This is a genomic window from Mesorhizobium sp. J428 (assembly GCF_024699925.1).
In the GTDB taxonomy this organism is placed as follows: Bacteria; Pseudomonadota; Alphaproteobacteria; order Rhizobiales; family Rhizobiaceae; genus Mesorhizobium_A.
Map to the genome: position 1 here is coordinate 2,747,367 of NZ_JAJOMX010000001.1, position 23,271 is coordinate 2,770,637.

General features: G+C 65.0%; 27 protein-coding genes and 3 pseudogenes. 11 read left to right on the forward strand and 19 right to left on the reverse strand.

Translation table 11 applies throughout. The annotated features are described in order from the left end of the window. Positions 1-12: 12 nt before the first annotated feature. The 6 genes from LRS09_RS13895 to LRS09_RS13920 are packed head-to-tail and all read right to left on the reverse strand — an operon-like array spanning position 13 to position 3,076. Positions 13-633 carry a dihydrofolate reductase family protein gene (locus LRS09_RS13895; protein WP_257807374.1) on the reverse strand — a complete coding sequence of 207 codons (621 nt, stop codon included), beginning with the start codon at positions 631-633 and terminating at the stop codon, positions 13-15. Positions 634-660: 27 nt separating this feature from the next. Beyond that, positions 661-1,257, reverse strand: coding sequence for a glutathione S-transferase C-terminal domain-containing protein (locus tag LRS09_RS13900; RefSeq protein WP_257807375.1), 597 nt, complete (start codon positions 1,255-1,257; stop codon positions 661-663). Beyond that, positions 1,254-1,742, reverse strand: a complete 489-nt coding sequence (locus LRS09_RS13905; protein ID WP_257807376.1) for an SRPBCC domain-containing protein — start codon at positions 1,740-1,742, stop codon at positions 1,254-1,256. The genes LRS09_RS13900 and LRS09_RS13905 overlap by 4 nt, the downstream gene beginning before the upstream one ends. Positions 1,743-1,775: 33 nt before the next feature. Continuing rightward, positions 1,776-2,192, reverse strand: coding sequence for a VOC family protein (locus LRS09_RS13910; protein ID WP_257807378.1), 417 nt, complete (start codon positions 2,190-2,192; stop codon positions 1,776-1,778). Positions 2,193-2,244: 52 nt separating this feature from the next. Then, positions 2,245-2,742, reverse strand: a complete 498-nt coding sequence (locus LRS09_RS13915) for an SRPBCC domain-containing protein (RefSeq protein WP_257807379.1) — start codon at positions 2,740-2,742, stop codon at positions 2,245-2,247. After that, positions 2,726-3,076, reverse strand: a complete 351-nt coding sequence (locus LRS09_RS13920) for a helix-turn-helix transcriptional regulator (protein ID WP_257807380.1) — start codon at positions 3,074-3,076, stop codon at positions 2,726-2,728. The genes LRS09_RS13915 and LRS09_RS13920 overlap by 17 nt, the downstream gene beginning before the upstream one ends. Before the next feature lie 126 nt (positions 3,077-3,202). Here LRS09_RS13920 and dut point away from each other — a divergent pair, with 126 nt between their 5' ends. The 4 genes from dut (at position 3,203) to LRS09_RS13940 (ending at position 5,770) form a co-directional block, all read left to right on the forward strand. Then, positions 3,203-3,664, forward strand: a complete 462-nt coding sequence (gene dut, locus LRS09_RS13925) for a dUTP diphosphatase (protein ID WP_257807381.1) — start codon at positions 3,203-3,205, stop codon at positions 3,662-3,664. Further along, positions 3,661-4,314 carry an HAD family phosphatase gene (locus tag LRS09_RS13930; RefSeq protein WP_257807382.1) on the forward strand — a complete coding sequence of 218 codons (654 nt, stop codon included), beginning with the start codon at positions 3,661-3,663 and terminating at the stop codon, positions 4,312-4,314. Before dut ends, LRS09_RS13930 begins: the two co-directional genes overlap by 4 nt. A 229-nt stretch (positions 4,315-4,543) precedes the next feature. Continuing rightward, positions 4,544-5,281, forward strand: coding sequence for a sulfate transporter family protein (locus LRS09_RS13935; RefSeq protein ID WP_257807383.1), 738 nt, complete (start codon positions 4,544-4,546; stop codon positions 5,279-5,281). A 42-nt stretch (positions 5,282-5,323) separates the two neighbouring features. Then, positions 5,324-5,770, forward strand: coding sequence for a DUF2214 family protein (locus tag LRS09_RS13940; RefSeq protein ID WP_257807385.1), 447 nt, complete (start codon positions 5,324-5,326; stop codon positions 5,768-5,770). On the opposite strand, the gene nth is transcribed toward LRS09_RS13940, so the two are convergent. After that, a complete protein-coding gene (nth, locus tag LRS09_RS13945; RefSeq protein WP_257807386.1) occupies positions 5,764-6,552 on the reverse strand; it encodes an endonuclease III in 789 nt (262 codons plus the stop codon). The genes LRS09_RS13940 and nth overlap by 7 nt on opposite strands. Positions 6,553-6,574: 22 nt before the next feature. Here nth and LRS09_RS13950 point away from each other — a divergent pair, with 22 nt between their 5' ends. Beyond that, positions 6,575-7,066, forward strand: coding sequence for a DUF2244 domain-containing protein (locus LRS09_RS13950; protein ID WP_257807388.1), 492 nt, complete (start codon positions 6,575-6,577; stop codon positions 7,064-7,066). 92 nt (positions 7,067-7,158) lie between these two features. On the opposite strand, the gene LRS09_RS30295 is transcribed toward LRS09_RS13950, so the two are convergent. Both LRS09_RS30295 and LRS09_RS13955 read right to left on the reverse strand, forming a co-directional pair. After that, complete coding sequence (locus LRS09_RS30295; RefSeq protein ID WP_374684913.1) at positions 7,159-7,374, reverse strand: type II toxin-antitoxin system RelE/ParE family toxin; 216 nt, start codon at positions 7,372-7,374, stop codon at positions 7,159-7,161. Beyond that, on the reverse strand, positions 7,371-7,637 hold the full coding sequence (locus LRS09_RS13955) for a type II toxin-antitoxin system ParD family antitoxin (RefSeq protein ID WP_257807389.1): 267 nt from the start codon (positions 7,635-7,637) through the stop codon (positions 7,371-7,373). Before LRS09_RS13955 ends, LRS09_RS30295 begins: the two co-directional genes overlap by 4 nt. A 131-nt stretch (positions 7,638-7,768) precedes the next feature. On the opposite strand from LRS09_RS13955, the gene LRS09_RS13960 reads away from it, so the two are divergent. After that, complete coding sequence (locus tag LRS09_RS13960; RefSeq protein ID WP_257807390.1) at positions 7,769-8,659, forward strand: bifunctional helix-turn-helix domain-containing protein/methylated-DNA--[protein]-cysteine S-methyltransferase; 891 nt, start codon at positions 7,769-7,771, stop codon at positions 8,657-8,659. Between the two features lie 12 nt (positions 8,660-8,671). On the opposite strand, the pseudogene recF reads toward LRS09_RS13960, so the two are convergent. The 7 genes and pseudogenes from recF to LRS09_RS13995 form a co-directional block, all read right to left on the reverse strand. Further along, positions 8,672-9,827, reverse strand: a pseudogene (gene recF / locus LRS09_RS13965) (DNA replication/repair protein RecF). Next, positions 9,820-10,938, reverse strand: coding sequence for a DNA polymerase III subunit beta (gene dnaN, locus LRS09_RS13970; RefSeq protein ID WP_257807391.1), 1,119 nt, complete (start codon positions 10,936-10,938; stop codon positions 9,820-9,822). The pseudogene recF and the gene dnaN overlap by 8 nt, the downstream one beginning before the upstream one ends. Positions 10,939-11,137: 199 nt before the next feature. Then, positions 11,138-12,640, reverse strand: coding sequence for a chromosomal replication initiator protein DnaA (dnaA, locus tag LRS09_RS13975; RefSeq protein WP_257807392.1), 1,503 nt, complete (start codon positions 12,638-12,640; stop codon positions 11,138-11,140). A gap of 854 nt (positions 12,641-13,494) precedes the next feature. Further along, complete coding sequence (gene rpsT, locus LRS09_RS13980; protein WP_085463611.1) at positions 13,495-13,761, reverse strand: 30S ribosomal protein S20; 267 nt, start codon at positions 13,759-13,761, stop codon at positions 13,495-13,497. A 162-nt stretch (positions 13,762-13,923) separates the two neighbouring features. Continuing rightward, positions 13,924-14,697, reverse strand: a complete 774-nt coding sequence (locus tag LRS09_RS13985) for an enoyl-CoA hydratase (protein ID WP_257807393.1) — start codon at positions 14,695-14,697, stop codon at positions 13,924-13,926. Between the two features lie 30 nt (positions 14,698-14,727). Beyond that, positions 14,728-15,621: a bifunctional DNA-formamidopyrimidine glycosylase/DNA-(apurinic or apyrimidinic site) lyase gene (mutM, locus tag LRS09_RS13990; protein ID WP_257807395.1), complete on the reverse strand. Its 894-nt coding sequence runs from the start codon at positions 15,619-15,621 to the stop codon at positions 14,728-14,730. Beyond that, positions 15,614-16,846 (reverse strand): phosphopentomutase, encoded by a 1,233-nt coding sequence (locus tag LRS09_RS13995; protein ID WP_257807396.1) that lies wholly within the window; start codon positions 16,844-16,846, stop codon positions 15,614-15,616. The genes mutM and LRS09_RS13995 overlap by 8 nt, the downstream gene beginning before the upstream one ends. Positions 16,847-16,900: 54 nt before the next feature. Here LRS09_RS13995 and LRS09_RS14000 point away from each other — a divergent pair, with 54 nt between their 5' ends. Continuing rightward, positions 16,901-17,806, forward strand: a complete 906-nt coding sequence (locus tag LRS09_RS14000) for a PhnD/SsuA/transferrin family substrate-binding protein (RefSeq protein ID WP_257807397.1) — start codon at positions 16,901-16,903, stop codon at positions 17,804-17,806. A 10-nt stretch (positions 17,807-17,816) separates the two neighbouring features. On the opposite strand, the gene LRS09_RS14005 is transcribed toward LRS09_RS14000, so the two are convergent. From LRS09_RS14005 to LRS09_RS14015, 3 genes are all read right to left on the reverse strand, one after another. After that, positions 17,817-18,428, reverse strand: a complete 612-nt coding sequence (locus LRS09_RS14005; RefSeq protein WP_257807398.1) for a TadE/TadG family type IV pilus assembly protein — start codon at positions 18,426-18,428, stop codon at positions 17,817-17,819. A gap of 35 nt (positions 18,429-18,463) precedes the next feature. Next, positions 18,464-19,051: a TadE/TadG family type IV pilus assembly protein gene (locus LRS09_RS14010; RefSeq protein WP_257807399.1), complete on the reverse strand. Its 588-nt coding sequence runs from the start codon at positions 19,049-19,051 to the stop codon at positions 18,464-18,466. A 119-nt stretch (positions 19,052-19,170) separates the two neighbouring features. Then, positions 19,171-19,590, reverse strand: a complete 420-nt coding sequence (locus tag LRS09_RS14015) for a pilus assembly protein N-terminal domain-containing protein (RefSeq protein ID WP_374684840.1) — start codon at positions 19,588-19,590, stop codon at positions 19,171-19,173. Between the two features lie 337 nt (positions 19,591-19,927). Between LRS09_RS14015 and LRS09_RS14020 the strand changes: the two genes are divergently transcribed. From LRS09_RS14020 to LRS09_RS14035, 4 genes and pseudogenes are all read left to right on the forward strand, one after another. Continuing rightward, positions 19,928-20,101 (forward strand): Flp family type IVb pilin, encoded by a 174-nt coding sequence (locus LRS09_RS14020; protein ID WP_257807400.1) that lies wholly within the window; start codon positions 19,928-19,930, stop codon positions 20,099-20,101. A 133-nt stretch (positions 20,102-20,234) separates the two neighbouring features. Beyond that, positions 20,235-20,755, forward strand: a pseudogene (locus LRS09_RS14025) (prepilin peptidase). 127 nt (positions 20,756-20,882) lie between these two features. Further along, complete coding sequence (gene cpaB / locus LRS09_RS14030; protein WP_257807401.1) at positions 20,883-21,692, forward strand: Flp pilus assembly protein CpaB; 810 nt, start codon at positions 20,883-20,885, stop codon at positions 21,690-21,692. A gap of 26 nt (positions 21,693-21,718) precedes the next feature. Next, a pseudogene (locus LRS09_RS14035) lies at positions 21,719-23,258 on the forward strand (type II and III secretion system protein family protein). The last annotated feature ends 13 nt before the right edge of the window (positions 23,259-23,271 follow it).

Sequence of the window (23,271 nt, forward strand, 5' to 3'; positions counted from 1 at the left end):
CGCCGTTTCAGCCTACGTCGGGGTCTCCAGCGCGAAGGAGGCCGTCTTCACGGGGCCGGCCGGTCGATAGGTTGCCGCGAGCACGCCTGAGGGTGTGACGCTGGAGTTGACGACGGCGAGCGCTCCAGGCCGTGCGCCGGTGCCGAAGAACTTCTTGCCACTGCCAAGGGTGAGGGGAAACACCAGCAGCGTCACTTCGTCCAGAAGCTCGTGCGCCAGCAGCGTCTGCACCAGCACGCTGCTTCCCTGGACGAGGAGGTCTGGCCCTTCCGTCTCCTTCAGCTTCCGCACCTCGGCCGCCGCATCGTGCAGCGCCGTCGAATTGGCCCACGACAGCGGCACGCGCGACGACGTCGCCACGAATTTGCGGCAGGCGTTGAACTGCCGCGCGATCGGATCATCGTCGCCGATGTGCGGCCAGTGCGCTGCGAAGATTTCGTAGGTCTTGCGTCCGAGCAGCAGATCATACGGCCGCGAGAAGACCCGGTCGATCACCTCTCCGAGCTCGTCGTGCCAGGAACCGGCGACCCAGCCGCCATGGGCAAAGCCTCCGGTCGGATCCTCCTCCGGCCCACCGGGCGCCTGCATGATCCCATCGAGAGAAACGAATGCGCTCGCGATCACCTTTCGCATGGTGGTATCCTCTTTTTCTTCGGAAATTCAGTTGCCGAGAGCCTTAAGCCCCTCGGCCCTCAGGGCCGCCTGCACCGCGGGCCGTGCTTCAATCCGCTGCACATACGGCGCGAACCGGTCGGAGACCTCCATCTTCGACATCTTTGCCCAGCGCAGCATCACGTAGAGAAAGGCGTCGGCGACCGAGAAATAGTCGCCGAGCAGATAGTCTCCCGCAAGACACCCGGCGAGATGGGCAAACCTGCCGGCGATCATGCCGCCTACCGCGGGCTTTTCAGCTTCGCCGACGAAGAAGAACAGGAATAGGAACGGCCGGTGCATCTCGGTCGAGATGAAGGTCAGCGCCTCGATCTGCCGGGTCCTCGGCATTCCGTTCCCCGGCCGCAACGCATCGGACTGTTGCGCCGCCCAATCGAGCAGCGCGACGTTCTCGGTCAGCATCGAGCCGTCGTCGAAGACAAGGGCGGGCACATAGCCCTTGGCATTGATCTCGGGGAACGGCCGGCCGCTTTTGGTGAGACGGGTCTGGACGTCGACTTCCTCGATCTCGAACTTCATCCCTGCCTCGCGCAGGGCGATGTGGGTGGCAAGCGAGCAGCCGTCGGCGAAGTAGTAGAGCTTCACGACATCGTCTCCAGATGCTCGACAAGCTTGTCGAGCGATTCCGTCCAGCCTGCTTCATGGCCGTCACGCACCGCCGCGTTGCGGAAGTTGCCCTGGTGAAGGGTAAGCCTGGTCCTGCCGCCGGGCATCTCTTCGAAGCGGACGGTGACGGTCGTCAGCGGGCTGAGGCCGCCATTGTCCTCCCATCCGTCCTCCTCCCACTGGTGGGTGAAGGAGATGCGCTCGATGGGCGAGACGTCGACATAGGTGCCGCGCATGATGTAGCGCTGTCCGTCCTCACTCTGCATCACCACCCGGAATGATCCGCCGGTGGCAGCGGTGCCGCCCGTGGCCTCAGGGATGGTCATGCCGCGCGGGCAGCTCCATACCCTCATATGGTCCGGCTCCATCCACATCCGGAACACCAGCGCGCGCGGCGCGTCGTAGATGCGGGTGATCGTCAGTTCGTGGCCCGTATCGGGCTCGATCCTTTGCGCGAGCGGCATGGTTCTTCTCCTCGGTTCGGGTTTTGCCGGCAATCACTCGGCCGGCGTCGGATCGACGCTCACCATCCACGGGATGCCGAAGCGGTCGACGCAGGCGCCGAAGCGCTCCGCCCAGAAGGTCTTCTCCAGCGGCATCTGCACCTCGCCACCGTCCGACAGCGCCGCGAAGAGCCGCTCCGCCTCGGCCACCGTCTCTACGCCGAGGTAGAGGTTGTAGCCCTCCGGCTTCTTGTACCAGTCCTTCGGCATGTCCGAGGCCATCACCACCGCGTCGCCGATCTTCAGCGAGGCATGCATGACGTTGTCGGCGCGCGCCGGGTCGTATTCCTGGCCGGGAGGGGCGTCCTTGTTGGCCATCATGTCCTGGATCGTGCCGATGCCGAGCTTCTCGTAGAAGGCGAAGGCCTCGCGGCAGTTGCTGTCGAAGAAGATGTAGGTGCTGGTTTTCATCGCTGTTTTCCTCCTGTCCGGACAACGCGGCCGGACGTTGCGTGATTGCGGTTCAGATCGCCTTCAGGATGGCGGCCAGGCGCTCCAGGCTCTGGCTCCAGCCCTCCTCCATGCCGCCGACATGCGGCAGCATGAACGGCGCGGCATGGACCATCTTGGAATGCAGCGTCATCTCGGTGCGCTGGCCGCGCTCGGCGAGCGTGACGGTGTGCACGTTCTCGATGATGGTCGCCCCGTCCTCGTTGGACAGGCTGGTCACGAAGACGATGCGGGTCGGTTCCTCGATCTCGACAAAGTGGCCGCCCATCGGCTGGATCGAGCCGTCCGGCGCCTGCATGTGGACATGGAACCTGCCGCCGGGGCGTGGCTCGATCGCTGTGAAGGGGTTGGAGAAGCCGTGCGGGCCCCACCACGCCGCGACATGGGCGGGGTCGGTCCATGCCTTGAAGACCAGCGCGATCGGCGCATCGAAGACGCGCCTGAAGGTGAGGTCGGGCAGTTGCACGGGTACGGCACCGCCAGCGCCGGCGACATCAATGTTTGCTTCCATCGGGATCTCCTGCCTGCAGCTTGGTGAGATAGGCGTCGAGGCGGTCGAGGCTCTCCTCCCAGAACCGCCTGTAGTGGTCGATCCAGCCGGCCGCGTCCTTGAGCGGCGCCGGGTCGAGCCTGACCGGCCGCCATTGCGCCGAGCGCCCCCGGCTCACGAGGCCCGCCTTCTCCAGCACCTTGAGATGCTTGGAGACGGCCGGGAGGCTCATCGAGAAGGGTTCGGCGATCTCCGTCACCGACGCCTCGCCATGTGCGAGCCGGGCGAGGATGGCCCGCCGCGTCGGGTCCGCAAGCGCGGCGAAGGTAGCGGAGAGGTGGTCTGTTTCAGGCATGTATTTAGCCGATAAGTTAATTATCCTTTCGGTTAAATAAAGCGAGGCCTCCCGAGAGTCAACAGTTGTTCGCAAATGCGCTGGAGCGATTGACGGAGGCGCGCGTGTGCAGGATAGACGGGCATCATGTCCAGCGCTCCCGTCCTTCCGATCGTTCGCCTTCCCCACTCGGCCGGCCTCGACCTGCCGGCTTATGAGACCGAGGGTGCGGCGGGGATGGACCTGCGCGCCGCGGTCGCCGCGGACCGGCCGCTGATCCTGCTGCCCGGCCGGCGCGCCCTGGTGCCGACCGGACTGATCTTCGAGCTTCCTGACGGCTATGAGGGGCAGGTGCGGCCGCGCTCGGGCCTCGCCTTCAAGCATGGCGTCACCTGCCTCAACACGCCCGGCACGATCGACAGCGACTATCGCGGCGAGGTGAAGGTGCTGCTGGTCAATCTCGGCGACGAGGAGTTCGAGGTGACGCGCGGCATGCGCATCGCGCAGCTGGTCGTGGCGCCGGTCACGCGCGTGCGCGTCGAGGAGCATAGCCTCGCCGGCGAGACCGCGCGCGGCGCGGGCGGTTTCGGATCGACCGGAACCTCGTGACACCCGGCCTCGTCATCTTCGACTGCGACGGCGTGCTGGTCGATTCCGAGCGGCTCGGCAACCAGCGGCTCTCGCAGATGCTGACAGAGGCCGGCTTTCCGATCTCCTATGAGGACTGCCGCCGCACCTTCGTCGGTAAGCCGATGGCGGCGGTGCAGGCGCATGTCGAGGCGACGGGCGTCATGCTCGGAGCCGACTTCGTGCAGCGCTGGAACGACGGCCTGCCGGACATCTTCAGGAACGGCCTTGACCCGATCCGCCATGTCGGCGAGGCGGTCCAGGCGATCGCGTCGGCCGGCATTCCCTTCTGCATCGCCTCCTCCGGGCAGCTGACGAAGATGCGGTTGACGCTCGGCTTGACCGGGCTGCTGCCCTATTTCGAGCAGTCGCTGTTCAGCGTCAGCATGGTCTCGCGCGGAAAACCCTTCCCCGATCTCTTTCTGCATGCAGCACAGGCTATGGGTCATGCGCCGGAGGCCTGCGTGGTCGTGGAGGATTCCGTCGCCGGCGTGACCGCGGCGCGGGCGGCCGGCATGCGCGCGCTCGCCTATGCGGGCGATCCGGAAGCCGAGCGCGAGGGCCTTGCCCAGGCCGGCGGAGAACTGTTCGACGACATGCGGGCTCTTCCGCGGCTGATCGGGATCGCCTGACCGACCAGTTTCCTCTGCGGGAAGCGCCTCTCGCGAAACCATATCTCCGCTCCGGCGTTCAAGCTGCACCAGCCACGGGTTCGGCCGCCGAGTTGCGGATCAGTCTCGCGGCCGGACGGGGCGGCGCTGGCGCCTTCCATGGCAGCCGCGCCGCCCTTGCCATGCCCGACACTCCTTCTTATGTCGATCGCGCATCCGGTCCGGACGCCCAGGGTGAAGGAGATCGACAATGATCGTCGAAGCCGCGCAGGCCGCCGCGAGCCGCATCTTCTCGCGGCCGTTCCGGTCGGTCCTGCTGAAGTCGATCGGGCTGACGCTGCTGATCCTCATCGGCGTCTGGTTCGGGCTGCAGAACCTGTTCGATGCCCTTGCCATGCCATGGATCGATGCGCTGCTGCCCGGCTTTTCTGCCTGGGCGGGCTGGCTGGGCCTGATCGCGGCTATCGCGGCCGGCATCGGTTTTGCCATTGCGCTCGCGCTGCTGATAGCGCCCGTGACGGCCCTGGTCGCCGGCCTGTTTCTCGACGACATCGCCGAAGTGGTGGAGCGGGAGGACTTTCCGGCCGATCCGCCCGGCACCGCCGTGCCGCCGCTGCGCTCGCTCGTCCTGTCGCTGAAATTCGTCGGCATCGTCATCCTCGGCAACATCGTGGCGCTGTTCCTCCTGCTGATCCCGGGCGTGAACGTCGCGGCCTTCTTCGTGGTCAACGGCTATCTGCTCGGGCGCGAATATTTCGAGTTCGCGGCGATGCGGTTCCGGCCGGAGGCGGAGGCCAAGGCGCTGCGCAGCCGCAATAGCGGCACGATCTTCCTTGCCGGCCTGGTCATTGCTGGGTTCCTCGCCATTCCGCTGCTGAACCTCGCCACGCCGCTCTTCGCGGCGGCGATGATGGTGCATCTGCACAAGGCGATTTCAGCCCGCGAGGACGGCAAGGGATTTTCGGTCGACAAGCGACAGGCAATGTGAGAGTTTAACTTTACACTGTAAACATTCGGATGCCAGCCCGTGATGACCGATTTCGTCCTAGCCTCGCTCCACCATGTGCTGATCTTCCTCTTGATGGCAGCGCTTGCCGCCGAGCTGGTGATGGTGCGGCCCGGCCTCGCGGGCGCGCTGGTCGGTCGCATCAGCCGCATCGACGGGGTCTACGGCGCCCTGTCGCTGGCGGTCATCGTCGTCGGCGTGTCGCGGCTGATCTGGGGTGCGAAGGGCTGGGAAGCCTATTCAGGCAATGTCTGGTTCTGGCACAAGATGGCAGCCTTCCTCCTGGTCGGCCTCCTGTCCATCGCGCCGACGATCCGCTTCACACGCTGGCGCAAGGCGGCAGCAGTCGACCCGAACTATGTCGTGCCCGACATGGAAGTGCGCGGCGTCCGCCGCTTCATGCATGCCGAGGCGGCGATCTTCCTGCTGATCCCCATCTTCGCGGCCGCGATGGCGCGCTACGGCTACTGATCGAGGTTCGGCGCCTCGTCCAGTTCCTCGAGCGGCACCAGCGGCGCCGGAACGTCGGTCGTCTTCTCCGGCGACTTGCAGATGTCGGCGATCACGCAGCGCCAGCATTCCGGCTTGCGCGCCTTGCACACATAGCGGCCGTGCAGGATCAGCCAGTGGTGAGCGTGGCGCATGTATTCCGACGGGATGATGCGGACGAGCGTGTCTTCCACCTGTTCCGGCGTCTTGCCCGGCGCGAGCCTGATCCGGTTGCCGATCCGGAAGATGTGCGTGTCGACCGCCATGGTCGGCTGGCCGAAGGCCATGTTCAGCACCACGTTCGCGGTCTTGCGGCCGACGCCGGGAAGCTTTGTCAGCTCGTCGCGATCTCCGGGCACCTCGCCGCCGTAGTCGCGGATCAGCGCCTGCGACAGGGCGATGACGTTCTTGGCCTTGTTGCGCCACAGGCCGATGGTGCGGATGTAATCGCCGACCTTGTCCTCGCCGAGATCGAGCATCTTCTTTGGCGTGTCGGCGATGGCGAACAGCGCTCGCGTCGCCTTGTTCACGCCCGCATCCGTCGCCTGGGCCGACAGCACGACGGCTACCAGCAGGGTGAAGGCGTTGACGTGCTCCAACTCGCCCTTGGGCTCGGGCCGCTGGATGGAAAAGCGGCGGAAGATCTCGGTGATCTCGGCGTGCGAATAGGCGGAACGACCCGCCGGCTTTCGCTTGGCCCGCGCTCCCGCGGATGTGACCTTCACGGCCGGATCGGCAGCGATTTTCGACTTCAGTTTTGCCATCGTCCTCCTATAGTTGGAGCCGATGAGCGAGACAAACGCCCGCGACCCAGACGAACCGTTCTTTCGTGCGCTGCTGACGCCGCACCGTTCGCTCGGCCGCACGGGGTTCATGGTGCTGATGGGCGCGCTGCTGGCGGGCTGGGCCTTTACCGGCGTCGTCTTCCTGTCGAGAGGCGCCTGGCCGGTGTTCGGCTTCTTCGGGCTCGACGTGCTTCTGGTCTATATCGCCTTCCGCGCAAACTATCGCGCGGCGCGTGCACGCGAGGTCGTCTCGGTCTCGCGCACCGCGCTCGACATCCTCCAGGTCGCCCCGTCGGGCAAGACGCGGGAGCACCACTTCAACCCGTTCTGGGCGCGCTTCTCGGTCGCGCGGCACGACGAGATCGGCATCACCTCGATGACCGTGGAAGGGCAGGGCAAGCAGGTGGCGATTGGGTCGTTTCTCAATCCCGACGACCGCGACAGCTTCGCGAAAGCCTTTGGACGCGCGCTGGCGACGGCGAAGGCGGGGTGATTAATCCGGGAACTCGTCGTCGCTGTAGTCGCGTCCTGCATAAATGATCCGGACTATCCGGACGCCCAGGTCGTCAAATCGATAGAAGATCGTCACGCGGCGCGTTCGAAGATCAGCGTACGCAGCCCAGGAGAGATGTGGTTCGCCGCGCGGCCACTGTACGGGAAGTCTGCGAGTTTCTCGCAGTGTTTCCGTATGCGAGAAGCATAGGCCCAAGCGCGCGCTACGTCGCTTTGGTCGAGAATGTAGTCATGAAGCGATTCCAAGTCCGCAAGGGCTGTCTCAAGGATGCGGACGGATAAGGTCAGCCCCTCTCGCGGACGCGCTTCTCGTGATGGAGGCGCAGCCGTTCGAAGGCATCTTCAAGCGAAACGTCGGGACGCGGATCGTTAAGCGCCTCCTCAACCAACCGGCGATAATGATCGGTCCGCGCCTGCTGTTCGCGCTCGAGTGCCCTCAGCCCGGCCCTGACCACCTCGCTGGCCGATTCGAACTCACCCGACGCAAGCCGTTCGTCAAGAATCGCCTGCTGCTTGCCGAGGGTAACGGTAATGGGTTTGCTGCTGCGCATGCGAAATCTCCTGTATGACAGTATCATAGCATAAGTGTTTCGAGGACGGAATGACCACATGAAACACACGGCAAGTTTCGGGTGGGAAACGCGCGCGGGAGGGCCGATATTGGCGCTCAAGGAGATTTGCCATGAACGCTCAGACAGCCATCCTGACGAAAGACATCACCCCGCTCGCCACCTCCGCCGAGGGCGGAGACTATGACAAGGTACGCCGGGTGATCGAGAAGATAAGCCTCGACTATCGCGACCAGCCCTCTCTGGAGACGTTGGCCGAGGCGGTGGGCGAGACGGCGACGGGGCTGCAGAAGCTCTTTACCCGCTGGGCGGGGTTGAGCCCCAAGGCTTTTCTGCAGGCGGTCACGCTCGATCATGCGCGTAGGCTGCTCGCCGACGGCATGCCGCTTTTAGAAGCCTCGCTCGAGGTCGGCATGTCAGGCCCCGGCCGCCTGCACGACCTGTTCGTGACGCATGAGGCCATGTCGCCCGGCGAGCACAAGGCGCGCGGCGAGGGACTTGTGATCCGCTATGGCTGGCACATCTCGCCCTTCGGCAGGGCGCTGGTCATGGTCACCGACCGCGGGCTCGCCGGCCTGTCGTTCAACGATCCGGGCGAGGACCGCGCGGCCTTCGCCGACATGTCCGGGCGCTGGCCGAACGCGACCTATGTCGAGGACATGGCGGCGACAGCGCCCTATGCGGCGCGGATTTTCGATCCGGCGCGCTGGAACCGCGACGAGCCGCTGCGCGTGGTGCTGATCGGCACGGACTTCCAGGTCCGAGTCTGGGAAGCGCTCTTGAAGATCCCGCTCGGCTGCGCCCGTACTTATTCGTCGATCGCCGAGGAGATCGGCAAGCCGAGCGCCAGCCGCGCGGTCGGGGCGGCGGTGGGCGCCAATCCGGTCTCTTTCGTGGTGCCGTGCCACCGCGCACTCGGCAAGTCCGGCGCGCTGACGGGCTATCACTGGGGCCTGACGCGCAAGCGGGCGATCCTCGGCTGGGAGGCCGGCCAGGCTGCGTGAACAAGCCCGGCCTCAGGCCGGGCTCACCGTCCCGTTGGCGACGGCGAGGAACTGCGCTTCATGCGCGATGCTGGCGAACAGGGCGGCGTCGGTTCCCGTCATCAGCGTCTGGCCGCCCGTCTCCTTGAGGATGGAAAAGAGGGCGGCGCGGCGGCCTTCGTCCAGATGCGCGGCGATCTCGTCGAGCAGCAGGATCGGCGTCATGCCCGACACTTCCGCCGTCAGCCGCGCATGCGCCAGCGTCATGCCGACCAAAAGGGCCTTCTGCTCGCCGGTCGAGCAGAACTCCGCCGCCATGTCCTTGGGCCTGTGACGCACCAGCAGGTCGGAGCGGTGTGGTCCGCTGAGCGTGCGCCCCGCGGCGCGGTCCCGGGGCCGTTCGGACGCCAGCCGCTCGATAAAGTATTGCTCGATATCGACCGCCGGCCGGGTGCCGACCATGCGCTCCAGGTCTCCCTCCAGCGCGATATCGGACTTCGGGAACGGGCCCCCCCTCCGGTTGCTTCTCGATCATCGAGCGCATCAGCTGCAACAGCTCCATGCGCGCCGCCGCGATCGCGACGCCCGTCTCTGCCATCTGCGCCTCGATCGCTTCGAGCCAGCGCACGTCGCGCGAGTTCTCCGAGATGAGCCGATTGCGCCCGCGCATGGCCTTCTCGTAATCGAGGGCGCGCCGCCCGTGCGCGGGATCGATCGCGAGCACCAGCCTGTCGAGATAGCGGCGGCGGTCGCCCGCCGGGCCGGTGAAGAGCGCGTCCATGGCGGGCGTGAGCCAAGCGACGCGCAGCCGCTCCATCATCTCGTCGGCCGTGGCGTTGGCACCGTTGATGCGCACCCTGCGGCCGTTTTCGCCCTCGCCGCCGGCAGATCCCGACGTGCCGGTGCCGATCTCGGTCTCGCCGTCGGGATTCTCTACGATGGCATGGATGGCAAAGCCGCCGGGGCCCGTCTTGCCCTGCATGTCGACATAGGTGGCGCGGCGCAGGCCGCGCCCGGGCGTCAGCAGCGAAACGGCCTCGAGCAGGTTCGTCTTTCCGGCGCCGTTCTCGCCCGCGAGCACGACGAGTCCCGGCTCCAGCGCGATGTCCGCCGAGGCGTAGTTGCGGAAGTTGCTCAGCTTCAGCCGCGAGACCGCGACCGGGTCGGGCTCTCTGGCGAGGTCAGACACGCATCGGCATCAGCACGTAGAGCGCGTGCTCGTCGCTGGTGTCCTGGATGAGCGTCGGCGAGCCCGCGTCGGCCAGAAGGAAGCGCGCATCGCTGCCGGTGAGCTGGGCCGCCACGTCGAGCAGGTAGCGCGCGTTGAAGCCGATCTCCATCGGATCGGATTCGTAGTCCGCCGCGATCTCCTCCGTGGCGCTGCCGGAATCGGGATTGTTGACGGTGAGCGTCACCTGGCCGGCGGCGATGACGATCTTCACCGCGCGTCCGCGCTCGGACGATATGGTCGAGACGCGGTCGACGGCCTGCGAGAAGGTCTGCCGGTCGATGGTCAGCTTCTTGTCGTTGCCGGTCGGGATGACGCGCTGGTAGTCGGGGAAGGTGCCGTCGATCAACTTCGAGGTCAGCACCACGCTGCCGATGGTGAAGCGGATCTTGGTGTCGGAGAGCTCGACCGTCACGGCGATGTCCGGATTGTCGACGAGCTTCTGCAGCTCCGCCACCGTCTTGCGCGGCACGATGATGCCCGGCATCCCTTCCGAGCCCGCCGGCGCCTCCGTGTCGGCGCGGGCGAGGCGATGGCCGTCGGTCGCCACCGAACGCAGGCTGAGCTGCCCGCTCGACTCGATCGTGTGCAGGTAGATGCCGTTGAGGTAGTAGCGCGTCTCCTCGGTTGAGATCGCGAACTGCGTCTTGTCGATCAGGTGCTTGAGCACCGAGGAATCGATGCGGAAGATGTGCGAGAACGAGCCGGCGGAGAGTTCCGGAAAGTCTGACTGCGGCAGGCACTGGAGCCGGAAGCTCGCGCGGCCGGAGATGACCGTCATCGAGTTGCCGTCGTCGGCCGTCTTCAGCATCACTTCCGCGCCGTCGGGCAGCTTGCGGACGATGTCGTAGAGCAGGTGCGCAGGCACGGTCGTGGCGCCGGTGCGCTCCACCACGGCGGGGGTCGCCTCGGTCATTTCGAGATCGAGGTCGGTCGCCTTCATCTCAAGGCTTGCGCCCGCGGCTTTCAGGAGCACGTTCGACAGGATCGGGATCGTGTTGCGCCGCTCGACAACCCGATGAACGTGGTTCAGCGACTTCAGGAGGTTCGAACGCTCGAGAGTAACACGCATGACGACCGGGTCTCGCTCAAGTGTAACTGCCATACGCGGGCGAAACACACCCGCGCGGGCACGCCCGGAATGGGCAGGAATCGAGCGCAAACTGACAGGAAATGGCCCAGAAAAGCAAGCCCGCCGCGCCGTTGGGACAGCTTTCGGCGGGCTATTCCGGGGATAACAGGGCTGTCCCCTGAAGGACGGCCGGTGCGGCTCACGCCTGATCGTTGATCAGTCGCCTGAGCAGTTCGAGCTCCTGCGCGAGCGTGGTGTCGCTCGCCGACTGGCCCTCGATCTTGCGGACGGCGTGGAGGACCGTCGTGTGGTCGCGCCCGCCGAAGCGGCGGCCGATCTCGGGCAGCGAGCGCGGCGTCAGCACTTTCGACAGATACATCGCGACCTGCCGCGGCTTCACGATCGTGCGCGTGCGGCGGTTGGAGAGCAGCTCCGTCTTCGACACGTTGTAGTGCCGCGCCACGATGCGCTGGATATCCTCGATGCGCACCCGCTTCGGCTCGCCCGAACGGTAGATGTGGCCGAGCAGCTCGTCGATCCGGTCGAGCGTGATCTGCGGCTCGAAGGACTGGCGGAAGATCAGCTGGTTGAAGGCGCCTTCGAGCTCGCGGCCGCTGCCGGTAACGGTGCGGGCGACGTGCTCGATGATCTCGTCGGGGATCGACAGCGACTGGTCCTCGGTGCGCGCGCCGGCGAGCTTCTGGCGCAGCATTTCGAGGCGCATCTGGTAGTCGGGCGCCGACATTTCGAGCGACACGCCGCCATTGAGGCGCGAGCGCACCCGAGGCTCCAGAGATTCCAGCTCCGCCGGCGGGCGGTCGGCGGCCACCACCACCTGCTTGGCGCTGTCGAGCAGCATGTTGATCAGGTGGCAGAACTCGTTCTGGATCGACTTGCCCTGCAGGAACTGCATGTCGTCGATGATCAGGAGATCGATGTCGCGCAGCTGTTCCTTGAGCGTCAGCGCGTTGTTGTCGCGGATCGCGGTGGCGAAACGCCACATGAAATACTCGGCCGTCAGATAGACAACGCGCGACTTCGCATTGTTGCGCAGCGCCTCAGCGGCGATCGCCTGCAGGAGGTGCGTCTTGCCGAGGCCGACCGAGGCGTGAATGAAGAGCGGGTTGAACCGCACCGAGCCGGGACCTGCCTCCGCGACCGTCTTCGCCGCCGCATAGGCGACGCGGTTGGACGGCCCGTCGATGAAGGACTGGAACGTGTAGCGCGGGTCGAGTGGCGAGCCGAGCGAGCCGGGCTTCGATTCATGCTCGGCGAAGGCCGCGCGCGGCGCCACCGGCCGCTCTGCCTTCGGCGGAGAAAGCATGCCCGAGCCGAGCGCCGTCTCGGACTGGCGCGCCGCCTTGCGCGCGGCCGGCTGCTGCTCGGCGGCCTCGGCAGGTCCGCCGTGACGCACGGGGCTGCGCACGATCACCTCGACCTTGAGCAGGGAGGGATCGACCTCGCGCCAGATCTCGCAGATCGTCTCCAGGTAGTGACCGTTGATCCAAGAGCGCAGGAAGGCCGTGGGCACAGAAAGGCGCACCACCCCCTTCGAGGCTTCCGCCAGCTTCATGCGACCGAACCAGCTCGAATAGACGTCCTGGCCGAGCCGCGCCCTGAGCTGCGCCTTCACGCGCTCGAAATTCGCCCCTGCCGCGTCTGCGCCGCGTCCCGCCTGCACCGAGCCGAGGTCCGCCTTCACACTGTCCGAAAATACCGGAATACCGCCTCGATCTCCGATCCGATCCCGCCATCCATTCCCGTTTTCCTTGCCTTGTCGACCATGTTGTCCGCCTTCTCCGACGCGCCCGAAATGGCGCGCGCCGGACCTCGCATGTCTGTTCATGTCGCCGGTCTTCCGCCAGCTTGACTACCGGGCCCGGCGCCGTCCTCGACCGGCGTCGAACCCTTTTGAGGCAAGACCACCCAGTCCCGGCTTTTGACCAGACGCGGCATGCACACCCCAATTTGCAAACGACGACGAAAATCACGTCGTCACGAGAGAAAATAACTCCCCGGCCGCAGGCTGCCCTGCGGTTGATAACCGCTGTTTTCTAATTTGGTATGCGGGTTTGTTCCCCGCCCTCTCGATGCCCGGACATTACCGAAATGACGGGCGGCAGGGCAAGTCCGTGAGTCACGGTTTCTTAACCTGTCGCCTGTCCCGGAAGGTGCCAAACCGGCGCCCGTCGGATGGCGATTATGGCAAAACTGTTATGAATCAATCCCTTTCAGGAAGGCCGGTTTTTTAGACCGCCGGCCAAAAAGAATCTGAAAAAAATCGCTTGACACCGTTTTGCTCCGGCCATCCCCCGGCCTATGTGGGAAGTGTGTGGAAAACCTCCGGCAACCAATTGAAATATATGAATAAAATATGCCGAGAGAAAAAATTGGAAATGTCATCCGAACGGGCAGATTTGAGGATGCCCGACAGCCCCTGCCGGCAAAGGAAATCGCGTTCCTTAGCGGAAGCAAGACGTTAGCCGCAGCCCGCCAATCCGGCAAATAAAAAAGCCGGCGCAAGCGCCGGCCTCATGTCGTCGGGAGATGTCCGTCTCAGGCGGTAAGAGCCTTGACGCGCTGGGCAAGGCGCGAGACCTTGCGGGAAGCGGTGTTGGTGTGCAGGACGCCCTTCGAAGCGGCGCGCATCAGCTCCGGCTGGGCTGCGGTGAACGCTGCCTGGGCAGCGGCCTTGTCGCCGGCCTCGAGCGCTTCCTCGACCTTGCGGATGAAGGTGCGAACGCGCGAGCGGCGGTTCTTGTTGACCGCCGTGCGGCGTGCGATCTTGCGGGTGGCCTTCTTGGCCGAAGACGTATTGGCCATTCCTGTCTCTCTTTCCGGTTCGCGCCGCCGGACATGAACCGCGGCCGCGCCAAAACTCAACGGGCGGCCGTTGGGCCGCCTCGGGTGGGCGGACTTATAGTCGAGCTTTCCCGGCGCGTCAACGACCGGGCGACATCAAACAGCCGACCGGCTCGAAAAATCTCAACGGTTGCGGAAGTTCGGCGAGCGCTTGTCGACGAAGGCCGCCATTCCTTCCTTCTGGTCCTCCAGCGCGAACATTGCGTGGAACACGCGGCGCTCGAAGCGCAGGCCCTCGGTGAGGGTCGTCTCATAGGACCGGTTGACCGCCTCCTTGGTCATCATCACCGCCGGCAGCGAGAAGGCGGCGATCTTGGCCGCGGCCTTCAGCGCCTCGTCCAGCAGGTCGGCCGCCGGCACGACACGCGATACCAGGCCGGAGCGCTCGGCCTCCGCGGCATCCATCATCCGGCCGGTGAGGCACATGTCCATCGCCTTGGACTTACCAACGAAACGGGTGAGGCGCTGCGACCCGCCCATGCCGGGCATGACGCCAAGCGTGATCTCAGGCTGGCCGAACTTGGCGGTGTCCGAGGCGATGATGAAATCGCACATCATCGCGAGCTCGCATCCGCCGCCGAGCGCATATCCAGACACCGCCGCGATGATCGGCTTGCGCACCCGGCCGAGCGCATCCCAGCCCGAGAAGAAGTCCTCCATATACATGTCGATGTAGTTCTTCGGCTGCATCTCGCGGATGTCGGCGCCCGCCGCAAAGGCCTTTTCGGAACCGGTGACGACGATCGCGCCCACGGCCGCGTCCGTCTCGAAGGCCTGCAATGCATCGACCACCTCGCGCAGCACCGTCGAGTTGAGCGCGTTGAGCGCCTTCGGACGGTTCAGCGTAAGGAGGCCGACGCGGCCCCTGGTTTCGACGAGAATGGTTTCGTAGGCCATGCGATCCTCCAGTTGAACGGGAGCGTCAGCCTACCGCTGGCAGGCCGCGCAGAAAAAAGTCGAGCGGCCGGACTGGACGATTCGTTCGATTGTCCCGCCGCAGCCTGCCCTGAGGCAGGGCTCTCCCTCCCGGTCATACACCGAGAAAGAGTGCTGGAAATAGCCAAGCGAGCCGTCGGCGTGCACGTAGTCCCTGAGGCTCGACCCGCCCGCCGCGATCGCGTCGAAGATGACCTCCCGTATGGCGGTGGCAAGCTCCTCGGCGCGAACATCGGGTTTGTCCGGCGAACCGGCGATCGTGCCGGCGATGCGCAACGGCGACAGGCCCGCGCGCCACAGCGCCTCGCAGACATAGATGTTCCCGAGCCCGGCGATCAGTCTCTGGTCGAGGAGGGCGGCCTTCAGCGGCGTCCGCTTGTCGCGCAGCAGCGAGGAGAGCAGAGCTCCGTCGAGGCTATTGCCGGTCGGCTCGACGCCGAGTCCCGACAGCGAGGGATGTTCGTCCAGCAGGCGCTCCTCGGCGAGCAGCATGAAACCGAAACGGCGCGGATCGTTGAAGACGATGCGCCCGTGCTCTCCCGACGCGGTCAGGAGATGGAACACGACATGGTCGTGCGCGGCGGCCTTGGAGCGCTCGTAGTGGAACTCGCCCGGGATGACGGGCTCGCCGCTCATTTCGATGCGCCAGGAACCCGACATGCCGAGATGCGAAATGACGACGGCGCCGTCATCGAGATGGATCGTCAGATATTTGGCGCGCCGGCCGACCGCCGTAACGCGACGGCTCTCCAGCCGCTCGGCAAAGCGGTCAGGAAAGGGAAAGCGCAGATCGGGCCGCCTTTGCTCGACGCGCTCGATCACCGCGCCTTCGAGATAGGGCTCCAATCCGCGCCTGACAGTTTCGACTTCGGGAAGTTCAGGCATCTGCGCGGATCAGGCCGTAGAACGACGTGCCGTGGCGCCCCGGAGCGAGCCCGAGATGCTCGGCGAGGGTTTCGCCGATGTCGGCGAAGGTGGGGCGCAGGCCGACATCCACGGACCGGAGGCCGGGTCCGGTGCCGATGACCGGCACGCGTTCGCGCGTATGGTCGGTGCCACGCCAGGAGGGGTCATTGCCGTGGTCGGCGGTCAGGATGAGCATGTCGCCGGGCCTCAGCCTGGCCAGGATTTCGGGCACGCGCCGGTCGAACGCTTCCAGCGCTGCGGCGTAGCCCGGAATGTCGCGGCGATGGCCGTATTCCGTGTCGAAGTCGACGAAGTTGGCGAAGACCAGGTCGCCGTCGGCCGCATCGTCCATCGCGCCGAGCGCTGCGTCGAGCATCGCCATGTTGCCGGCGCCCTTGCGGACCTCGGAAATGCCGCGGTGGGCGAAGATGTCGCCGATCTTGCCGATCCCGATGGTGCGCCTGCCGCTCGCCACGACACGGTCGCACAATGTCGGCTCCGGGGGAGGCACGGCGAGGTCCTTGCGGTTCGGGGTGCGCTTGAAGGTCTCCACGGTTTCGCCGAGGAACGGCCGCGCGATGACCCGGCCGATGTTGAGCGGGTCGACGAGCTTCCGAACCACCTTGCACAGGTCGTGGAGGCGCTGGAGGCCGAAATGTTCCTCATGCGCGGCAATCTGCAGGACGGAATCGACCGAGGTGTAGCAGATCGGCTTACCGGTGCGGATATGCTCCTCGCCGAAGCGCTCGATGATCTCGGTGCCGGAGGCATGGCAGTTGCCGAGGATGCCGGGCAGCTTACCCTCGCGTATGATTGCCTCGGTCAGATCCGGCGGGAAGGCGGGGACCGTGTCGGGGAAATAGCCCCATTTGAACGGCACCGGCACGCCGGCGATCTCCCAATGGCCCGACGGCGTGTCCTTGCCGTCTGAAACTTCCTGTGCCGCACCGTGGAAACCGGTGCGTGTCTCCTTGCCGCCAAGGGGTTGGCCGGTCGCGGTCCGCCAGGCGTCGCCGAGACCGAGCCCCGACATGTTCGGCAAGCTGAGCGGGCCGGAACGAAGTCCTTCCCGGTCGCCCTTGCCGTCCCTGCATCCGGCGAGGATGTGGCCGAACGTGTCCGCGCCCTCGTCGCCGAACGTTGCCGCATCCGACGAGCCGCCGATGCCAAAGGAATCCAGGACGAACAGGAAGGCGCGGGGCATTATTCTTCGATATAGTCGGAGGAACCTCGCAAGACATAGGTGGGAACGGACGCCATGGCAATCGGAAGGCTTTCCCTGATCCTGGTGCTTGCGACATTCGCGCCGTTGGCTCCTGCCAGCGCCGGCTGGCGCGAGGACCTGGGCGTGTTCCGCGTCGGGATCGTGCTACCGGCCGCCAGCGCGCCCGAGCTTGAAGGCGCCGAGCGAATCCGCGCCGGCTTTGCGAATGCGCTCGAAATGCCGGTCGAGCTGTTCGCGGCCCGCGACTACGCCGTGCTCGCCGATGCGCAGGCCAGCGGCCGGATCCAGTATGCGATCCATACCGCCACGTCCTATGCCTCGGCCTGGCTGCTCTGCTCCTGCGTCGAGCCGCTGGTAGCACCCGTCGGAGAAGATGGATCGACGGGCATCCGCTCCGTCCTGATCGCACGGCCCGAAGGTCCGCCGACGCCGGAGGCGGCCGTTTCGTCAAAGGTGGCGATCGGACCGGCTGACTCGGTGGCCGGCAGGCTGATCCCTCTGGCGGAGTTCCGGCCCGGCGGCACAGAACTGTCCGGCGAGGAATCGTTTCTCGCGCCGGCATCCTCCGACACCGAGGCGGAAGCGAGCCTGGAGAGCGGCGCGGTCGCGGCGATGTTCGGCTTCACGCGTTCGAATGCCGAGGGGACCGTCTTGGGAGGCACGCCGGAACGCCTGTCGACGGCGGGTCTGCACGGGGCGAAGGTGATCTGGACCTCGAACCTTCTGCGCAACGGGCCGCACGCCGTGCGCTCGAACCTCCCCACCGAGGCGAAGACGGCGCTGAAGTCGTTCCTGACGGGAATGCGCGCGTCCGATCCGGAGCTCTACGAGCTGATCGAGAGGCGCTTCTCCGGCGGTTTCGTCGAAGTCCATCAGGACGACTATGCCTCGGCGGTCGATCTCGTCCGCAGGGCGTCCCGCCCGTCGGATGAGGAATGACCTGCGCGCCTCAGCAGGTCGAGCAATCGATGGTCGCGCTCATGCGCGGGCGCAGATAGTAGGTCTCTTTCATGTTGATGTTGTCGAACGCGGCCAGCAGGCCGGTGGCCTGTTTCTCGCTGGCGGTCCAGGTGATGATGGGACGGTAGTCGAGGGATGTCTCCACGCGGACGAGGAAAGATCCCTTGATCCTCAGCGTCTCGGGGACGGTGGTGGTCGAATCCTTCGCCGCATCCTGCGAGAAGGCACCGTCGACCATCTTTCGCGACCACGCGACCTTCACTGTCGGCACGTTGTCATTGCTTATCTTGATCGCGGTGATGACCACCTTCAGCTGCGTCCGGCTGTAGGGATTGAGCGTCGCCTCGCCGATCGACATGATCGCCTCGACCTCGCTCTTGCTGATGGACTGCTGCTGCGTGACGAGGTCGGCGATCATCGAGGCGGCGCGGCCGACCTTCTTGTTGGCGTCGATCGCGGGCGCGATCTCCATCGTCACGAAATACATCGTCAGGAGCAGCGGCGCGATGAAGGCGAACTCGATCGCCGCTACGCCCTTGCGGTCGGCGGCGGCGCGCCGGAGAAGACCGGCTGCTCTGTTCATCCAGGCGAAGCTCGACATGGTTCTTGTTTCCTCGGCCGATCTGTTCTGGTGGATCAGTCGTCGAACGGTTCGTTCTGCCAGGTCATCGAGGCGAAGTGCAGCGTCTTGCCGCCCTTCAGGTTCGACATCCTCTTGCGCATAAAATCGGTCATCACCGGCCATTCGTAGAACACGCGCAGCATGTTCTTCGTCATCGACTTGCCCGGACTGAAGCCGAAATTCGAATCCGCCAGCTCCTTCTCACTGCCGGAGCCGACGAAGGCGATCGTCACGTCGGCGGCGTCCTTGAAGGTGGGATATTCGCGCAGGTCGACCTTCAGCCCGGGGCAGCCGGACGCGACCAGGACGTCGATCTGGCTGCAGATCATCTCCTTCAGCTCGTCCTGGGTGAGGTCGGCCGCCTTGACCTGGCCGGTGCGGAGCTGGCGCGCGACATTGTCCGTGGCATTCGCGAGCAGTTGCGACCCGGCGAAGGAGATGCAGCTCTCAAGGATCGCGAAGGTGAGCAGCGTGAAAGGAATGGCGAGCAGGCTGAATTCGATCGCGACATTGCCTCCGCGGTCGCGCAGGAAACGGCGCGACCTGCGTTCGAATACGCCAGCGCCGGTGCCCGGGACGGGTGAATTGCCTGCGGTATCCATCTGACCCTGCCTCGCCTTGCAACGCATGGGTCTCAGACTAGCGATGAATGGTTGCGATCGGGTTTGCGCGGAAAGTTAAGATTTACCCTCCCGGGCGTCGAAGCTCAGGTGGAAACGCCCTACTGGCTGGCGTTCATTTCCGCTTCCGACTGGCGCTCGGCGTCGGTCTTATAAGAGCTCTCGCACAACGGCGTGCAGGAAAGGGTCTGCACTTCCGACCGGCGGTAGATCCGCACGGAGCGGTCGTCCTGGCGGGTGACGTACACCTGCTCGTCGACAATCGGCGCGCCCTGCGCGTCCATGACGACGAGATTTGTCACGCCGAAACCCTTGCCGGTGAGGACGATGGTGCTCGCATCCTGCACCGCCGCATCCGCGATCGCGGGGTTGCCGACGACGATCGTGTCCGCCGGCCGGGCGAGCTTCACGATTTTGGCCTGGTTCATCACGACCTCGATGCCAAGCTCCGCCGCCGTAGCGGTCGCCGCCGCGACGGCGAGGGTGGCGGCTAGCAGCAGGCGGGCAACGGATCGAGCCACGAAGGCCTCCTCGGATGGGAAAGTTTCAACCGAAGATGAAGGAGATTGGTGAATCTTCGGTTAAGTCGGTTTCCCTTGGGGGCCGGCGACGGAGGCTGGCGGCCGTCGTGAACAAGACTCGCGCATGCGCGTGAAAGCGCGGGATTTCCGCCGATACAATGCGAGCCGCGCAATTATTCGGCGGTTAACCACAGATGTGCCAGGCGCCGCGTAAGGCTTTGGTAATCTTGTTCGTTAAGCCGATTGCAAGAGCTCCTCGGTAGTGTCGCAAGCATCCGATCGACACAGAAGAACGCCGACGGAAGTGCTGTGTAACACGTGGAGTAGGAGCTCTCAAATGACCAAGCTTTTCGCCCGCTTTGTGAAGAATGAGTCCGGCGCAACCGCCATCGAATACGGCCTGATCGCCGCCCTGATCGCCCTCGCCATCATGGCGGGCGCCACCCAGCTCGGCAATTCGCTCGACGCCAAGTTCAAGGATCTGGCTTCGACGCTGGACGGCGCTGGCTGATACGCCTGATTGGCGAGAATTCATCGGGGGCCGCGCCGCAAGGCGCGGCCCCTTTGCTTTGCACGGTATGTAGTGGGGCTTCATCAAGGATTAAGCCCACTGCGTCTAGTATTCAGCCTCAGTGAGGTTCCCGATGCTTGCAGCCGCTATCTTCGTCATCTTCCCGTTCTGCATGGCCTACGCGGCGATTTCCGACATGCTGTCGATGACGATCGCCAACCGGGTATCGCTGCTGCTCGTCGTTGCGTTCGCGGCGCTTGCGCCAATGACCGGCATGGCTTGGGCGGACTATGGCTGGCACATCGCCGCCGGTCTGGCTGTCCTTTCCGTCACCTTCACTCTTTTTGCGATTGGGGGCATGGGCGGCGGTGACGCAAAGCTGCTTGCGGCGACGGCTGTCTGGATGGGGTTCGGCCCTGAACTGATGCAGTATCTGGTCTATTCCGCAGCGCTCGGCGGTCTGCTGACAATCCTCATCCTGATGTACCGGCGATCGCCCCTGTCGGTCTATACCGGCCACAACATCTTCCTACGCAACCTCGCCGATCGGGACGTGGGCGTACCTACGGCATCGCGCTCGGCCTGGGCGGGCTTGTCGCCTATCCGAACACCGTACTCATGCAGTGGGCTCTGGCCCAGGCAGCCGGCGTCTAAGGTTTCTCGCTCGGCCGCATAAACCGAAAATTAATCACGATCGTAAGCATTGCATTAACCTTGTTTTGACGATTGCCGCCCCATTGTCGGCCCCGGGTGAATTGGCTTGCCGTGGGTGGGGACCGACATGGTTGCATCTCGAATGATCATCGCGGGCGTCGCCGTCATGGCGGCGGGCGGTGCGGGATTTGTCGCAAAGAACATGTCGAAGGCCCCCGCGCCCCAGGTGGTCGTGGCGGCGCCGAGCGCACCGGCGATCAAGACAGCCGATGTCCTCGTGCTCTCCAGCGACCTGCCCATGGGCGCTACGATCGAGAACCAGCTCGAATGGCAGGCCTGGCCGAGCAACACGGTCAGCGAATATTTCGTGACGCGCGACAAGGAGCCCGAGGCGCTCGAGCAGCTGAAGGGTTCGGTTGCGCGGCTTGCGATGTATCAGGGCGAGCCGCTGCGCAAATCGAAACTGATCGGGCAGGGCCAGAGCTTTATGTCGGCGATCCTGCCCTCGGGCAAGCGGGCCGTCGCCACCCAGATCGCGGCCGATACCTCCGCCGGCGGCTTCATCCTGCCCAACGACTATGTCGATGTGATCATGACGCGCCGTTCGGACACTGGCGGCGCTCAGGGCTTCGTCACCGAGACGATCCTGAAAAACATCCGCGTGCTCGCCATCGACCAGGCCATCCAGGAGAACGAGGAGGGCCGCAAGGTGAAGGTCGGCGACACCGCCACACTGGAGCTGACGCCCCAGCAGGCGGAGATCATCACCGTCGCGCAGCAGATGGCCGATCGACTGACGCTCGCGCTCCGCTCGGTCGTCGATACCCAGGAAGCCAATCTGGACGAAGCCGACTACCTCATTTCGGGCAACGGACGGCGCGGCACGGTGCGGCTGATCAAGAGCGGCGTGGTGTCGGAAGAGGGGGCTCGCAAATGAAGATGAACTCGAGAGTTTCGACCGTCATGATCGGCAAGCTTTTCCGCCTTCAGGCCTCGGCCGCGGTCCTGTCTGCGCTGGCTGTGGGCGCCTTCTCGTCCGCACCGTCCTTCATTCCCGTCGCTCACGCCAAGGACGGCAACGTCGCCATACGCTCGACCTCTAGCGCAAGTCAGCGCATCAAGCTGGGGCTCAACAAGTCGGTGGTGGTTGATCTCCCGAACGACGCCTACGACATCCTCGTCGCCAATCCGGCGGTGGCCGATGCCGTCACGCGCACCGCACGCCGGATCTATCTCTTCGGCAAGGCGGTGGGCGAGACCAACATCTTCGTCTTCGGTCCCAACGGCGAGCAGATCGTCAGCCTCGATCTCGCGGTCGAGCGCGACGTGGCGGGGCTTGAGGAATATCTGAAGCGGTTCATCCCGAATTCGGACATCTCCGTCGAACTGATCAACGACAACGTGGTCCTGACCGGCACCGTCGAGACACCGCTGGATGCCACACGTGCCGCCCGTCTCGCCCGGATCTTCGTGACCGGCGGCGAGGCGACGACCGGACAATACTCGCAGACGGCCGCGGGTGGCGACGCAGCCGGCGGCGTCGACATCGACAATCCGGACTCGGAGCGCCAGGTCAGCCAGATCGTGAACATGATCAAGATCATCGGCGAGGACCAGGTGACGCTCAAGGTCACGGTCGCCGAGGTCAGCCGCGTGGTCATGAAGCAGCTCGGCGTCAACATGGTTGCCAATGGCAGCAGCAACGGCATTACCTGGGGTGCGATCGGCGATAACATCATGGGGCTCGGCAAGCCGCTCAGCGATTCCGGCTTTTCGGTCGGCGGGTCATTGATCAGTGCCTATATCAACGCGATGGAACAGGCGGGCGTGATGAAGACTCTCGCCGAGCCGACGCTGACGGCAGTTTCCGGAGAGCAGGCGACGTTCCGCGTCGGCGGTGAGTTCAACCTGATCACCGATCAGGACTCCGCATCGGACTCTGACGGCAAGACTCTAGAGTACAGGATAGAAAAGCTCGAATACGGGATTGGTCTCGAATTCAAGCCGGTCGTCCTCTCGCCCGGCCGCATAAGCCTTAAGATCCGCATCCTCGGTTTCCGAGCCCACGATGGAGGGTTCGGTCACGCTGTCCGTCGCCTTCCCGGACATTCCGGGAGCGAACATGATGTCCATCCGCAAGCGCCTGGCCGACACCACTGTTGAACTTCCATCGGGCGGTTCGATGATGATCGCCGGTCTGGTGCGCGACGACGTCCGTCAGGCGGTCAACGGAATGCCCGGTCTCTCCAAGATCCCGGTGCTCGGCACGTTGTTCCGCAGCCGCGACTTCGTCCGCAACGAGACCGAACTCGTCATCATCGTCACGCCCTATCTCTCCCGCCCGGTCGCCCGGACCGCGCTGGCGAAGCCCGACGACAATTTCAATCCGGCCAGCGACGGCGCCGCGAACTTCCTTGGCCGCGTGAACCGCGTCTACGGCACCATGAAGACCGACAAGCCCAACGGCCGCTACCACGGCGTCGTCGGCTACATCTACAAGTGAGATGGAGGCCGGC

What these genes read in the sequence shown, in the direction of transcription:
- LRS09_RS13895 (WP_257807374.1), bottom strand. Translation starts at nt 633, where the DNA reads ATGCGAAAGGTGATCGCGAGCGCATTCGTTTCTCTCGATGGGATCATG.
- LRS09_RS13905 (WP_257807376.1), bottom strand. Translation starts at nt 1,742, where the DNA reads ATGCCGCTCGCGCAAAGGATCGAGCCCGATACGGGCCACGAACTGACG.
- LRS09_RS13910 (WP_257807378.1), bottom strand. Translation starts at nt 2,192, where the DNA reads ATGAAAACCAGCACCTACATCTTCTTCGACAGCAACTGCCGCGAGGCC.
- LRS09_RS13915 (WP_257807379.1), bottom strand. Translation starts at nt 2,742, where the DNA reads ATGGAAGCAAACATTGATGTCGCCGGCGCTGGCGGTGCCGTACCCGTG.
- LRS09_RS13920 (WP_257807380.1), bottom strand. Translation starts at nt 3,076, where the DNA reads ATGCCTGAAACAGACCACCTCTCCGCTACCTTCGCCGCGCTTGCGGAC.
- dut (WP_257807381.1), top strand. Translation starts at nt 3,203, where the DNA reads ATGTCCAGCGCTCCCGTCCTTCCGATCGTTCGCCTTCCCCACTCGGCC.
- LRS09_RS13935 (WP_257807383.1), top strand. Translation starts at nt 4,544, where the DNA reads ATGATCGTCGAAGCCGCGCAGGCCGCCGCGAGCCGCATCTTCTCGCGG.
- LRS09_RS13940 (WP_257807385.1), top strand. Translation starts at nt 5,324, where the DNA reads ATGACCGATTTCGTCCTAGCCTCGCTCCACCATGTGCTGATCTTCCTC.
- nth (WP_257807386.1), bottom strand. Translation starts at nt 6,552, where the DNA reads ATGGCAAAACTGAAGTCGAAAATCGCTGCCGATCCGGCCGTGAAGGTC.
- LRS09_RS13950 (WP_257807388.1), top strand. Translation starts at nt 6,575, where the DNA reads ATGAGCGAGACAAACGCCCGCGACCCAGACGAACCGTTCTTTCGTGCG.
- LRS09_RS13955 (WP_257807389.1), bottom strand. Translation starts at nt 7,637, where the DNA reads ATGCGCAGCAGCAAACCCATTACCGTTACCCTCGGCAAGCAGCAGGCG.
- LRS09_RS13960 (WP_257807390.1), top strand. Translation starts at nt 7,769, where the DNA reads ATGAACGCTCAGACAGCCATCCTGACGAAAGACATCACCCCGCTCGCC.
- dnaN (WP_257807391.1), bottom strand. Translation starts at nt 10,938, where the DNA reads ATGCGTGTTACTCTCGAGCGTTCGAACCTCCTGAAGTCGCTGAACCAC.
- rpsT (WP_085463611.1), bottom strand. Translation starts at nt 13,761, where the DNA reads ATGGCCAATACGTCTTCGGCCAAGAAGGCCACCCGCAAGATCGCACGC.
- LRS09_RS13985 (WP_257807393.1), bottom strand. Translation starts at nt 14,697, where the DNA reads ATGGCCTACGAAACCATTCTCGTCGAAACCAGGGGCCGCGTCGGCCTC.
- mutM (WP_257807395.1), bottom strand. Translation starts at nt 15,621, where the DNA reads ATGCCTGAACTTCCCGAAGTCGAAACTGTCAGGCGCGGATTGGAGCCC.
- LRS09_RS13995 (WP_257807396.1), bottom strand. Translation starts at nt 16,846, where the DNA reads ATGCCCCGCGCCTTCCTGTTCGTCCTGGATTCCTTTGGCATCGGCGGC.
- LRS09_RS14000 (WP_257807397.1), top strand. Translation starts at nt 16,901, where the DNA reads ATGGCAATCGGAAGGCTTTCCCTGATCCTGGTGCTTGCGACATTCGCG.
- LRS09_RS14005 (WP_257807398.1), bottom strand. Translation starts at nt 18,428, where the DNA reads ATGTCGAGCTTCGCCTGGATGAACAGAGCAGCCGGTCTTCTCCGGCGC.
- LRS09_RS14010 (WP_257807399.1), bottom strand. Translation starts at nt 19,051, where the DNA reads ATGGATACCGCAGGCAATTCACCCGTCCCGGGCACCGGCGCTGGCGTA.
- LRS09_RS14020 (WP_257807400.1), top strand. Translation starts at nt 19,928, where the DNA reads ATGACCAAGCTTTTCGCCCGCTTTGTGAAGAATGAGTCCGGCGCAACC.
- cpaB (WP_257807401.1), top strand. Translation starts at nt 20,883, where the DNA reads ATGGTTGCATCTCGAATGATCATCGCGGGCGTCGCCGTCATGGCGGCG.